Raw genomic sequence first — 12,386 nt, 5'->3', positions numbered from 1 at the left:
GCAGGCCACCCGCGCCTTACCCGGCGACTTGTTTGAACAGGGCAGTGCAGGCGGTAAGAAAGGCTTCGTGTTGATATTTGTTCAGCGAATCAGGCAGGGAGAACTGTTGTTTCTTCTGGGTCGCGCTGATGCTCTGTGGCGACAGCAGGCTGACCTCGCAATCGTCCAGTAGCTGGATGATGCCTTCTATCTTGAAGGTGACGGGGCCACCGGCGAACTCGCCTTTCTTGCTGCGTTTCTTGATGGCGATCTGGGTGACCTGGTGGGCCTGGACAAAGGTTTCCAGGGCCGTGCGAAAGGCCTTCACGCTCTGGGCCTGTTCATCGTCCTCCAAGGCGATTTTCTTGGTCGGCACGGGCAGGTGCTGCAATTCCGAAGCCTGCCGTTGTACCAGTGCCAGCACGGCTTCGTTGGCCTTGATTTCCACGCCGCATAGGGCCATGTGCACGCTCTCCTGAAAGTCAACCGAAACCGCCAAGGGCGGGGGGCGCAGCATTAGAACACGAGGATGCCGAGCGGCAGCAGTGGTCTGTGCTTACCCGATTGGGATCCGCGCGCCCGGCGGACGTTCCCTCGCCGTCGCCGCGCGGACCTGCTGGCGCGGCCAAAAACGCTTGCAGCGGCAAAATTCTTGCTATGGTCAACTGGCTGCGGCCACCCGCTGCCGATGGTAATTCCCTTTGATAACGCCAAGGATGGCCTATGTCGGAGTTTCCCCTGTTTGCCCCGCGTCGGCTGATGCTGGTGGATCCCTGTCGTGAATGCCAGGCCGTGCGGCCCGGTTTACAAGCCCGCGGCTGGCACGTCGAGACCGCTTCGCTCGGATCGCTGCGCCATTCGCGTGGCGATATCGCCCTGCTGCGCCTGGATGAGCGGCAGCTGCGCCAGCCGCAGCGGATCAGTGCGCGAATCCGTGACAGCGGTATGCTGTGGATCGCCGTGCTGCCGTCGCCGCTGCTGAGCCACCCGGCGGTGGCGGAGCTGATCGGCCAATGGTTTTTCGATTTTCATACCCTGCCACTGGATCGTGAGCGCCTGCTATTTTGCCTCGGCCATGCGCTGGGCATGGCCGCGTTGCGTCAGCGGCCGGCGGCCCCCGCGTCCGCTGCGGTGCAGCCGCTCTTGGGGCGAAGTCCGGGGATGCGTGGGCTGCGCCGGCGGATCGGCGAGCTGGTCAGCAGCGAGGCCCATGTGTTGATCTGCGCGGAGCCCGGCACCGGCAAGACACTGCTCGCCAAAACCCTGCATGCCCGCTCCCCGCGGGCGGCCGGGCCCTTTATAACGCTGGATGTCGAGAACAGCGATACGGCCTGGCGGGCGGCGCAGGAGGCTGTTCGGCGCGCCGAGGCGATGGCGCGGCCTGGGCTAGGTGTTACCCTGTTCTGCAAGGAAATCGCCGCGCTGCCACTGGACGCACAGGCGCGCCTGGTCCAGGGCTTGCAGGCGACAGGGTGCAGCCCGGCGGCGTCGACCGCTCGCCCGCGCTTGTTGGCGGCCAGCGCCTATGACCTGTCGGCCCGGGTGAGGGCGGGGCGTTTTCGGGCGGATCTGCTGGCCTGCATCGAGGAGCCGGCGCTACTGCTGCCGCCCTTGCGCGAGCGGCGGGCGGACATTGGCGTACTGGCCCATTATTTTGCCTGGCGCTGTTGGGTGGTCAGCGGTCGGTCATCGCGACCCTTTAGCGAATTGGCGCTGGTGGCGCTACGCGAGCACTCCTGGCCGGGCAACGTGTCGGAGTTGTTGGATCGAATACAGCGTGCTCGCTGGCTGGCTGGCCGGCGACAAATCGAGCCGGCCGACCTGGGCCTGGACGCGCGTGTGGCGCGAGGGTCCGCTGTCGGCCGCCTGGAGCACTACCTGTTCCAGGCGGAGCGCCAGGCCCTCGATGCGGCATTGACCCGCCATGCGGACAACCTGAGTCAGGCGGCGAGGGTGCTTGGAGTCTCGCGCCCGACCTTCTACCGCTTGTTGCACAAGCACCAGTTGCGTTGACGGCCGTTCAGCTCCCTGGGCTGCGGCGCTGCAGGAAGTGCTTCAGTGCCGTTTCCTCGGGGCTCAGGCGGCTGCTTCCTCGGGCCCTGGGCAGGCGGGCCAGCTCACCGTCGACAAAGGCTTGCAGCAGGGCGGGGTGGATGTAGCAACTGCGGCACACCGCCGGGGTATTACGCAACTGCGTGGACACCGCCTTGACCACTTCGACCAGATGCTGCTTGGCCGTACTCGTGGGTTGCCAGTCGCGCTTGCGCAGCAGACCCAGGGCCAGGGTGCTGCCTGCCCAGGTGCGAAAGTCCTTGGCGGTAAAGTCGGCGCCGGTCATGCGCTGCAAATAGGCATTGATGTCCGAGGAGGTCACCGCGCGGCGCGTGCCATCCTCGTCCAGATACTGGAACAGGTGTTGCCCCGGCAATTCCAGGCAACGGCGGATAATGCGCGCCAGGCGTGGATCCTTGACCGTGACCTGGTGTTCGACCCCGCTCTTGCCACGAAACTGAAAACGCAGGGCCGTGCCCTTCACTTCGACATGCCGATTGCGCAGGGTGGTCAACCCGTAGGAGCGGTTGTCGCGGGCGTACTGGGAATTGCCGATCCGGATCAAGGTGGTATCGAGCAAGCTGATGACCGTGGCCATGACTTTCTCCCGACCATGGTTGGGCAGAGCCAGATGGGCCTCGAGCGCCTTGCGCAGACGGGGCAAGGCGTGTCCGAACTGCAGCAGGCGTTCGTACTTGCTGCTGTCGCGGACCTCGCGCCAGCGCGGATGGTAACGGTACTGCTTGCGGCCGCGCGCGTCGCGGCCGGTGGCTTGCAGATGGCCCTGCGGGTCAGGGCAGATCCACACGTCGACGTAGGCCGGCGGAATGGCCAGGGCCTGGATGCGGCTGATCTCCTGGGGGTCGCGGATGCGCTGGCCCTGCAGGTCGAAGTAGGCGAACTTGCCGCGCAGCAGGCGGCGGCTGAGACCCGGTTGGCCATCATCTACGTAGTGCAGGTCACGGGGCAGCTCAGGCGCGGACACTGCGGCGGTCATCGGCGGCGCTCCAGGGTCAAGTGATTCGTGGGCGGTCGAGCGCTTCGGCCCATTCGCAGCAGTGGCAGCGCGTGCAGGCGCTGTGCTCCTGGACATGCAGGCTTTGCAGCGCACCACAGTGGTTGCAGGCATACAGGCCGTCGGTGGGCGCGACCCGGTGCAACGGCTTGTGGACTGTCGGCAGCACCGACAAACCAGGGCGCGTGGCCTCCTGGGGGTAAAAGTACAGGCTCACGTCGCCATTGACCTCGACTATGCCCAGGCGCACCTGGCCGAGGTGCTCGACGCCTTGCTGGCGCAGCTCCATCAAAAATTCATCATGGGAAATATTGCCTTGGCGCAGCGACTGCAATTCGAAGCGACCGTCGCGGATCAGGGTAAAGGGCTCACCCTCGACCCAGGCCTGAAAGCGCGCGCTGCGGCTCATCAGGTAGGTGATCGCGCGGTAGCACAGGCTCATGGCGATAAACACCATCATAACCGGCAGCAACGGTACGTCTTCATAGAAGGTCATGTCGCCGGCCGCCGAGCCCAGGGTCAGGATCACCACCAACTCGAACAGTGACAGTTGCCGTACGCCGCGCCGGCCGGCAATTTTCAAAAACACGAATACCACGACAAAGGCCAGCGAGGTGCGCGCCGCCACTTCCCCCAGAAACCCCCAAGTTACGTCATCCAGCAACATCCGTTGCCAATCGAAGGCTGTCATCCGGTCCTAATCCCCTGGTCTAATCATTATTAGCCCGGAGCGGCGTCTGGAAGTTCCGTTTCGTTTGCGTCGAACAGCAACGGCGAAGTGCAGTCATCCGTACGCTGACAATGACCGGCCACTCAAGGGATTTGCAGATACAGTGGCGCAGGGCCAGGCAAAATAGCTGGACCTAGGGTATCCAACCCGGGCTGGCCAGGCCGCGGTGAGCGCGCCAACCCGGCGCGGGGCGTCGACGACCGGCGCCGCGCAGGAATGTGCACGGCGGGCCAAGGTCGATCGACGAAGCCGAATTACTCGGGCATGTTCCAGGGTTGCAGCGTGTAACCCTGCTGGCGAAGTTCATCGCGCGACTGCTTCAGCACATTGGCCAACTGCACGGGATCGCTATACGTGCTGCAGGACAGTTGGGTGCGACCGAGGGGCCGAGTGCTGGTGCGGTCGATGACGGTCAGGCTCAAGTTGCCGGTGCCATCTTGGGGGGCCCAGGCGACACATTGAAACGGCTCAAAGGCACGGCCAGCAATTAACAGGGCATCGTTAAAACGCAGCGGGGCGTTCATGGTGCGGTATCTCCGGTAGGTCCCAATACAGTAACGGCCCGGGACACTTGTTGCGTCGCTGGCCTGTATAGTTGTTGATGCGGGTAGCGGCTAGTTAAGTCACATTAAAATATAAAATTAACCAACCTGTTATAAAAAAAGCCCTGTTTTGTGCACTGGCCGCGGTCGCAGTTCATATCTTCGGAGGTTCGGCCCCGCCTGTCGTGCGGCATCTTGCCGCGTGCCGCAGTCCGCGAGGCAATCACTCAAAGCTCAGTTTTTTCACGGTTTTGCGTGAAGTGCGGGATAACAGCGAAAATGACCAACGCCAGCAGGGTGCTCAGCACGGCCGTGGTTTCACGCCCCAGGCCCACTGCGACGCCGATCGCGGCCGTCAGCCAAAGGCCGGCCGCGGTGGTCAGGCCTTTGACCTGATCCTCGTTGCCGTTGCCCTTGAGGATGGTCCCGGCGCCGAGAAAACCGATACCCGCCACCAGTCCCTGAATCACCCGGCTGATAGCGTCCATGTCACCGCCGGCCTGCAAGGGGGCGAGGACAAAGAGTGCGGCGCCCATGGACACCAGCATATGGGTGCGAATGCCAGCAGCCTTGCCCTGCTGTTCGCGCTCGTAGCCCAATATGCCGCCGAGGAAGGCGGCCATCAGCAGGCGCGTGCACAGCACTGTCAACTCTGATGCATCGGGGATATCCGAAAACTCGGCGCTCAAGGTACTGCTGACTTCTGTCCACCAACCGGCCATGCGTTGTACTCCATTGATTTACAGGCCTTAGGCCACGGTTTTGCGGAAAGGTTAGGGAGGCCACCCGCGCAATGGAAAAAATGGCTCCTTGTGCCGGTGGCGGTGTCACAGACGAAGGCGGGTCCTCCCGGTCCGTCCGTTCCGTTCGCAAGCGACACGAGGAGTGCAAGCATGGCAGTGGAAATCGATGCAAGCGCAGGAACCTGCAGCGTGGTGGTCGATGAGCGTCGACAGGTCGGGCCCATCGCCGAGGCCAGGATCAGCACCGATCCACAGGCGCGCATGTCCGTGCTCGAGTTGCCGGGCGTGCGCGCCCACGTCACCGAGGACGATGTACAGCGCCTGTTGAGCGCCGGGGTACGCGACGACCGCTCGAATCTGATCGTCGACAGCTAAGTTGACGGACTAAGGCGCTCCCTTGAGGTGTCAGGCCGCCGGTCGCTGCTCGCGTCGGTGGAGAAACGCCAACAGCTCGCCGCGACAACGGTGGTAGGTCGGATCGTCCGCCAATGCCAGGCGATCGCGTGGCCGCGCCAGCGCGACCGTGATAATGCCGCCGATGGTAGCCGCCGGGCCATTGGTCATCAGCACGATGCGATCCGACAACAGCACCGCCTCGTCGACATCGTGGGTCACCATCACCACCGTGCTGCGTGTCTGCGCAACGATGCGCAGCAACTCGTCCTGCAGGTGTGCGCGGGTCAGGGCATCCAGCGCGCCGAAGGGCTCGTCGAGCAGCAGCACCTTGGGCTCCATGGCCAGTGCGCGGGCGATCCCCACCCGTTGTTTCATGCCGCCGGAAATCTCGTTGGGGTATTTGTCCCGGGCATGGGCCAGGCCCACCAGTTCCAGCGCAGCCAGACTGCGGGCGTTCAACTGGGCCTTGCCCTCGCGGGCGCCAAACACCCGCTCCACGGCCAGGTGGACGTTCTCCAGGCAGGTCATCCAGGGCAACAGGCTGTGGTTCTGGAAGACCACACCACGTTCCGGGCCCGGACCGTCGATTTCCCGACCGTTGCAGATCAAGCCGCCGCTGCTGGGCTCCAGCAGTCCGGCAATCAGGTTCAAGACGGTGGATTTGCCGCAGCCCGAATGACCGATCAGGCTGACGAATTCGCCGCGGGCGATGCTCAGGGTGACGTCGGCGAGGGCCTGGAAACGCCCCTGCTTGGTCTCGAAGTCCTTGCTGACCTGGGTCAGTTCAACGAATTTGTCCAGTTTGTCCATGACGGGCCTCCTCAACGGGCGTAATCGAAACGACGGGCGAGCAGGGACAAGCCCTGCTCCAGCAGCAGGCCGATCAGGCCGACCAGGATAATGGCGATCAGAATGTGTTCGACGTTCAGGTTGTTCCATTCGTCCCACACCCAGAATCCCAGGCCGATGCCGCCGGTGAGCATTTCCGCCGCCACTATCACCAACCAGGCGACGCCCATGGCCAGGCGCACGCCGGTCATCAGGTGTGGCAGCACCGCAGGAAACAGGATGCGCGTCAGCACCTTCCATTCGTTGAGCTTGAGCACGCGCGCCACGTTCAGGTAATCCTGCGGCACGCTGGCCACCCCGGCAGCGGTGTTGAGGATGATCGGCCAGATGGCGCTGATGAAAATCACCCAGATCGACGCTGGCCCCGCCGCCTCGAACACCAGCAGGCCGATCGGCAACCAGGCCAGCGGTGAGACCGGTCGCAGCAGGCTGATGATCGGCGCCAGCATGCCGGCCAGGAAGGCGAAACGGCCGATGGCGAACCCCAGGGGGATGCCGACCAGGGTCGCCAGGCCGAAGCCCAGGCCGACCCGTCCCAGGGAATGCAGGATGTTCCAGCCGATGCCCATGTCGTTGGGCCCATTGTCATAGAAGGGGTCGGCGAACAGCGTCATTGCCGACAACCCAGTGGCCAGCGGGCCGGGCAGTCCCCGGCTGTTCAGCGCGATCAGGGCCCAGACGCCGAGAAACAGCGCGATACCGAGCAGCGGCGCGATGGCGGCCTTGAGCCAGGTGCCCCCTCTGCGCCGACGTGTCGGCGAGGGTGCTGCGATGGTCAATCGTGCCGCGGGATTCAGGAGTGCGTTCATCGCGGACCTCAGGCTTTGATGGAAAAGGAGGCGGCGTAGGCCGCTGGGTCGGAACCGTCCCAGACCTTGCCGTCGAGCAGGGTGCTGCTGCGTAATGGCGAGTTCTGCGTTGGCAGATGCAGGGCGCTGGCGGCCTCATTGAACAGGGCGGACTGGTTGACGCGAGCGGCCAGTGCTGCGTAGTCGGGATCCTCCTTCAGCAACCCCCAGCGACGAAACTGCGTCATAAACCACATGCCGTCGGAGTGGTAAGGGAAGTTGACGCGTCCCTCCTGGTAAAACGCCATGGCGTGGGGATCCTCCCAGCTGCGGCCCAGACCGTCCTCATAGTGGCCGAGGAAACGCTGTTCAATCACCTCCACCGGGGCGTTGACGTAGGCCTTGCCGGCAATCAGCTTGGCGGTGCTCTTGCGGTTGTCCGCCGTGGCCTCGATAAACCGGCTGGCCTCGAGAATGGCCATGATCAGGGCGCGGGCAGTGTTGGGGTGCTGCTCGATAAACGCACGGGTGGTGCCCAGCACCTTTTCCGGGTGGTCCGGCCAAATCTGCTGGGTAGTGGTGGCGGTAAAGCCGATCCCGTCGAAAATCGCCCGCGCGCCCCAGGGTTCGCCAACGCAAAAGCCGTCCATATTGCCCACGCGCATATTGGCCACCATCTGCGGTGGCGGCACGGTGATGGTTTTGACTTCTGTCAGGGGGTTGATGCCCTGGCTGGCGAGCCAGTAATTCAGCCATAGCGCATGGGTGCCGGTGGGAAAGGTCTGGGCGAAGGTCAGCGGCGTACCGCCTTTTTTCACCCGGGCCGCCAGTTGTTCGCCGTTGGTGACGCCGGCCTCCTTGAGCTGGTGGGAGAGGGTGATGGCCTGGCCATTTCGGTTCAGCCCCATCAGCACCGCCATATCACGCTGGGGGCCGGCGATGCCCAACTGCGCGCCGTACAGCATGCCGTACAGCACATGGGCGGCATCCAGCTCGCCGGTATTGAGTTTGTCGCGCACGCCGGCCCAGGAGGCTTCCTTGCTGGGGGTAATGCTCAGGCCGTGCTTCTCGGCGAAACCCTGGGTGGCGGCGACGATCAGCGAGGCGCAATCGGTCAGGGGGATAAAGCCGATTTTCAGCGCGGCTTTTTCCGGGGCGTCTGAACCGGCCGCCCAGACCGCGCTGCGCAGGCCGGCGGGGGCATTGAGGCCAAGGGCGACGATGCCTGTGGCGGCCAGGGTGGTTTTGAGGAATCGGCGGCGGCTGCCGTCCAGCGGTGTATTCGAATCCAGATCCGACATGGGCTGTTCCTTGTACAAGGCGCAAAACACAAAACGGCGACGCCAGAAAGCGCTCGAATCGAGAACCTGCCAGCGGACGCCGTTGTCCGTGATTTGCGGCGCACCGCCGTTGGTGGGCTGCGCAAAATCTTCACAGGGATTTGCAAGGGCCTTGCCAAAAGGCCCAGACGCTGTAGCGCGGACGCCTCGCCGAGCCGGTCAATGGATTGAATTTCGTATATTAACAAGGGCCTGGTGTTTACTGCGGGCAAGGAAACGCGCGCCCGATTGCGTCCTTGAGAGCGTTGGTTCGCTAGGGTTCTGCATCATGCCGGAGCGCCAGCGACCCGTACCTGCCCTAACCCCGGGCAGGTACGGGACCTTGTCTGGCGATGAGCCCGAGGGTCTGTCAGGACAGCGGGGGCGCACTGTACGACGACCTCGGCGTGGTCCACCCGCCAGCCTGGGTGGCTAGGGTCGTTTCGATCCAGCACCAGCCGCCACGGCGAAAAAGGTGGCGTTCTATAGGCCCGCTGTCAGCTCAGCTCGAGCCAGATCGGCGCGTGATCCGAGGGTTTCTCCATGGCGCGCAGGTCATAGTCGACCCCCGCCGCCTTGATCCGTGGTTGCAAGCCGTTGGAGGTCATGATCAGGTCGATGCGCAGGCCGCGCTTGGGCTGGTCCTCGAAGCCGCGACTGCGGTAGTCGAACCAGCTGAAGCGGTCCGCCACCTCCGGATTGAGGTGGCGGTAGCTGTCGACCAGGCCCCAGGCCTTGAGGCGTGCCAACCACTCACGTTCTTCTGGCAGGAAACTGCATTTGCCGGTTTTCAGCCAGCGTTTGCGATTGTCCTCGCCAATGCCGATGTCGCAGTCCTCGGGGGAAATGTTGATGTCGCCCATCACCACCAGCGACTCGCTGGGGTTGAAGCGATTCTCCAGCAGCTGCTGCAGGTCGGCATAAAAGCGCGTCTTGGCTGGGAACTTGGTCGGGTGGTCGCGGCTTTCGCCCTGGGGGAAATAGCCGTTCATCACGGTGACCGTTTGGCCATCGCCATCGGCGAAGGTGCCCCAGATAAAACGCCGCTGGGCGTCCGCATCGTCGTCGGGAAAGCCCTTGTGCAGGCTCAGTGGCGCCAGGCGCGAGAGCAGGGCGACGCCGTAGTGGCCCTTCTGGCCGTGAAAATGCACGTGATAGCCCAGGGCCTCGATGTCCGCCTGGGGGAACTGCTCGTCAGCGACCTTGGTTTCCTGCAGGCCGATCACATCCGGCTGGTGCTTGTCGATCAAGGCCGCCAGTTGGTGGGGGCGAGCGCGCAGGCCGTTGATATTGAAGGATACGATCTTCATGGGGCGGCAAGTCCTGGGCAAAAGGCGATGCTAGCCGATCGATCGAGGCTATGGCTACGTGGGAAAAGCGGTGCTAGGTTGTCTACGCACCCACAGGGGTAGCCCTGGACCGCCCAGGGGCCGGCTCGCCGGTTGGCATGGGTTCGCAGGACCCAGACCGCAGATTTTAATAATAACGAGGTCACCGTGCATGCCCCATTCTTCTCCAGTCACCGCTGAGGCGCGGTTGCTCGACAGCAGTTTCATTCGCGAGGCCCGCTCGCTGCTGTACCACGCCTACCGCCATGAGCCGACGTACGCCTACCTGTTCGAGTCGGAACGGCCAGGGTATGAGCAGCGGGTGCGGGCGACCGTGCGGGAACTGGTGAATCAGCATTTCTCCGAGGACCTGCCAGCGATTGGCCTGCTGATCGAGGATCGCCTGGTCGGTGTGGCGCTGATCGCCCCGCCGCAGCGGCGGCTGGACATCACCGAAAGCTGGGGCTGGCGCCTGCGCATGTTGTTGACCACCGGCTTTCGCTGTACCCGACGTTACCTGGCGTACCACGACGCCGTGCTCGCCTGCCTGCCGCCCGGTCCCTATCACGTGCTGCCGCTGCTCGGGGTGCACCCGGAGTTCCAGGGCAAGCACCTGGGCGAGCAACTGCTGGAAGCCCTGCACAGCTGGTGCGCCGAGGACGCCGGCTCCCAGGGCGTGGTGCTGGACACCGGTAACCCGCGTTACCTGGAGTTTTACAAGCGGCAGGGTTACCAGGAAATTGGCGAAGTGGCCGTGGGCCCGGTGCACGAACACGTGTTTTTCCACCCCAACCCGCAACCCCTGGTACCCGCGAGCGCCTGAACCCGAGCCTTGCCCTTGATCAGGCGGTCAGCCTGGCAGGGACCGTGTTAGCATCCCAGCATGACAGTTCAAGGCAGATACTGGCTGCCACTGGCGCTGCTGATCGGCAGCGACGTACTCAGGGCGCAAGACCAGCTGGACATCCGGATCACGCCGGCCAACCCGCCATTGCAGGCCAATATCCAGGCATACCTGGGCGGCGTTGCCGAGGGCGACGAACAGGCCCTGCGGCGTTTGGCGCCCATGGCCGAGTCACAGGCGCAGCAGGCCAGCCAGGCCTTGGGTTACTACCAGGCGCAGATCGAGGCGCGCCTGGCGCCCGGCCAACCACCGCGTCTGCTGATCGAGGTCCGGCCCGGCGAGCCGGTGCGCCTGCGCGAGGTGATCCTGCGCCTCGATGGACCGGCCCGTCAGCTGCCGGCCTTCCAGCTGCCGGACAGCACGTTGCTCAAGCCGGGGGCGGTCCTCCACCACGGCCATTATGAGGACGCCAAGAAGCTGATCGAAAACCAGGCTCAACGCTACGGCTTTTTCAGTGGTCACTTTACCCGCCAGCAGTTGCGTATCGATCCGGCGGCGGGGGTGGCCGATATCGCGTTGATCTACGCCAGTGGTCCACGCTACCGCCTGGGCAAGGTCAGTTTCAGCGGTGATTCGGCCCTCGACCCCGCATTGCTGCAGCGGATGGTGCCGTTTCGCCCGGGGACCGCCTACGATGCCGAACGCATTGCCGAGCTGTACCAGGCGCTGCAGGGCAGCGGCTACTTCGAGGCCGTGCGGGTCGACGCCGACCCCGCCCTGGCCGTGGGGCAGGAGATCGCCGTGCAGGTCCAGCTGGTCAGCCGCGAGCCGCGTACCCTGAGCTTTGGCCTGGGCTTTTCCACCGACGTCGGACCGCGCACCCGCGCCAACTGGACCCGCCACTGGGCCAACCCCCAAGGCCACAGCTACGGGGCGGAACTGGAGTTGTCGGCGCCGCGGCAGAACCTGGGTCTCTGGTATGACGTGCCGGGGGAGCAACCGCTGACCGACAAATTCCGCGTCGCCGGCGGTTACCAGAACCAGCAACTGGCCGATACCGACAGCGACAGCCGATTGCTGACCTTCGGCCCCGAATGGCATCGCGAATTGGCCAGTGGCTGGCAGCGGGTGCTGTCGCTCAAGTACCAGCACGAAACGTACAACCTGGGAGACGACGCGGGCCGCAGCAGCCTGTTGATGCCCGGCGTCAGCTTCGGCTACCTGCGCAGTGACAACCGTATCGACCCCAATCGCGGGTATCGGCTGCAGGTCGACAGCGCGGTGGCCAAGCAGGGACTGCTGGCGGACACCGATCTGTGGCACGCCAACCTGCTGCTCAAGGGACTGGCCACCCCCCTGCCGCGGCATCGTCTGCTGGGGCGTTTCCAGGTGGGGGGCACCCTCACCGGGGACTACGCCAGCGTGCCTGCGTCCTTGCGCTTTTTCGCCGGGGGCGACCAGAGCGTGCGCGGTTATGACTACCAGAGCCTGTCGCCCGAGGACGCGGACGGTGAGCGGGTGGGCGGTCGTTACCTGCTGGCCGGTAGCCTGGAGTACCAGTACGCGCTGGCCGAGCGCTGGCGGGTGGCGGCCTTCGTCGACCAGGGTAATGCCTTCGATTCGCTGCAACTGGACGAGCTTAAGACCGGGGTCGGCCTGGGGCTGCGCTGGGTGTCGCCGGTGGGCCCGCTGCGCCTGGACCTGGCCCATGCGCTGGATGAGCCAGGCGGCATTCGCCTGCATTTTTCCATGGGTCCGGAACTGTGACCACACGCCTCGCCGCCTGGAGCACAAGGACGCT

Annotated in this window: 13 protein-coding genes; 4 read left to right on the top strand and 9 right to left on the bottom strand. The window is 64.4% G+C overall.

All coding sequences use genetic code 11. The annotated features are described in order from the left end of the window. Nucleotides 1-16 precede the first annotated feature (16 nt). Nucleotides 17-442 carry a DUF3010 family protein gene (locus ABWY06_RS06915; protein WP_353924822.1) on the bottom strand — a complete coding sequence of 142 codons (426 nt, stop codon included), beginning with the start codon at nucleotides 440-442 and terminating at the stop codon, nucleotides 17-19. A gap of 260 nt (nucleotides 443-702) precedes the next feature. On the opposite strand from ABWY06_RS06915, the gene ABWY06_RS06910 reads away from it, so the two are divergent. Further along, nucleotides 703-1,992, top strand: coding sequence for a sigma-54-dependent transcriptional regulator (locus ABWY06_RS06910; protein ID WP_353924821.1), 1,290 nt, complete (start codon nucleotides 703-705; stop codon nucleotides 1,990-1,992). A 7-nt stretch (nucleotides 1,993-1,999) separates the two neighbouring features. On the opposite strand, the gene ABWY06_RS06905 is transcribed toward ABWY06_RS06910, so the two are convergent. The 4 genes from ABWY06_RS06905 to ABWY06_RS06890 form a co-directional block, all read right to left on the bottom strand. Next, nucleotides 2,000-3,028, bottom strand: a complete 1,029-nt coding sequence (locus ABWY06_RS06905) for a DNA topoisomerase IB (RefSeq protein WP_353924820.1) — start codon at nucleotides 3,026-3,028, stop codon at nucleotides 2,000-2,002. A 16-nt stretch (nucleotides 3,029-3,044) separates the two neighbouring features. Next, nucleotides 3,045-3,737 (bottom strand): DUF421 domain-containing protein, encoded by a 693-nt coding sequence (locus ABWY06_RS06900; RefSeq protein WP_353924819.1) that lies wholly within the window; start codon nucleotides 3,735-3,737, stop codon nucleotides 3,045-3,047. Nucleotides 3,738-4,030: 293 nt separating this feature from the next. After that, nucleotides 4,031-4,300: a hypothetical protein gene (locus ABWY06_RS06895; protein ID WP_353924818.1), complete on the bottom strand. Its 270-nt coding sequence runs from the start codon at nucleotides 4,298-4,300 to the stop codon at nucleotides 4,031-4,033. A gap of 245 nt (nucleotides 4,301-4,545) precedes the next feature. Further along, nucleotides 4,546-5,040 (bottom strand): MgtC/SapB family protein, encoded by a 495-nt coding sequence (locus tag ABWY06_RS06890; RefSeq protein WP_353924817.1) that lies wholly within the window; start codon nucleotides 5,038-5,040, stop codon nucleotides 4,546-4,548. 171 nt (nucleotides 5,041-5,211) lie between these two features. Here ABWY06_RS06890 and ABWY06_RS06885 point away from each other — a divergent pair, with 171 nt between their 5' ends. After that, nucleotides 5,212-5,436, top strand: coding sequence for a DUF3203 family protein (locus tag ABWY06_RS06885; RefSeq protein ID WP_353924816.1), 225 nt, complete (start codon nucleotides 5,212-5,214; stop codon nucleotides 5,434-5,436). Between the two features lie 30 nt (nucleotides 5,437-5,466). On the opposite strand, the gene ABWY06_RS06880 is transcribed toward ABWY06_RS06885, so the two are convergent. From ABWY06_RS06880 to xthA, 4 genes are all read right to left on the bottom strand, one after another. Continuing rightward, nucleotides 5,467-6,258, bottom strand: a complete 792-nt coding sequence (locus ABWY06_RS06880; RefSeq protein ID WP_353924882.1) for an ABC transporter ATP-binding protein — start codon at nucleotides 6,256-6,258, stop codon at nucleotides 5,467-5,469. 20 nt (nucleotides 6,259-6,278) lie between these two features. Further along, nucleotides 6,279-7,115: a nitrate ABC transporter permease gene (ntrB, locus tag ABWY06_RS06875; protein WP_353924815.1), complete on the bottom strand. Its 837-nt coding sequence runs from the start codon at nucleotides 7,113-7,115 to the stop codon at nucleotides 6,279-6,281. Nucleotides 7,116-7,123: 8 nt separating this feature from the next. Continuing rightward, nucleotides 7,124-8,395 carry a CmpA/NrtA family ABC transporter substrate-binding protein gene (locus ABWY06_RS06870; RefSeq protein WP_353924814.1) on the bottom strand — a complete coding sequence of 424 codons (1,272 nt, stop codon included), beginning with the start codon at nucleotides 8,393-8,395 and terminating at the stop codon, nucleotides 7,124-7,126. A gap of 515 nt (nucleotides 8,396-8,910) precedes the next feature. Next, nucleotides 8,911-9,723, bottom strand: a complete 813-nt coding sequence (gene xthA / locus ABWY06_RS06865) for an exodeoxyribonuclease III (RefSeq protein WP_353924813.1) — start codon at nucleotides 9,721-9,723, stop codon at nucleotides 8,911-8,913. A gap of 190 nt (nucleotides 9,724-9,913) precedes the next feature. Here xthA and ABWY06_RS06860 point away from each other — a divergent pair, with 190 nt between their 5' ends. Together ABWY06_RS06860 and ABWY06_RS06855 are read left to right on the top strand one after the other, a co-directional pair. After that, entirely contained in the window at nucleotides 9,914-10,564 is a 651-nt protein-coding gene (locus ABWY06_RS06860; RefSeq protein WP_353924812.1) for a GNAT family N-acetyltransferase, read from the top strand. A 60-nt stretch (nucleotides 10,565-10,624) separates the two neighbouring features. Next, complete coding sequence (locus tag ABWY06_RS06855; RefSeq protein WP_353924811.1) at nucleotides 10,625-12,352, top strand: autotransporter assembly complex protein TamA; 1,728 nt, start codon at nucleotides 10,625-10,627, stop codon at nucleotides 12,350-12,352. The last annotated feature ends 34 nt before the right edge of the window (nucleotides 12,353-12,386 follow it).

The organism is Pseudomonas sp. (assembly GCF_040514055.1).
Lineage (GTDB): Bacteria > Pseudomonadota > Gammaproteobacteria > Pseudomonadales > Pseudomonadaceae > Aquipseudomonas.
The sequence above is the reverse complement of the archived record's forward strand: the minus strand, read 5'-3'. Positions and strand labels throughout refer to the sequence as shown.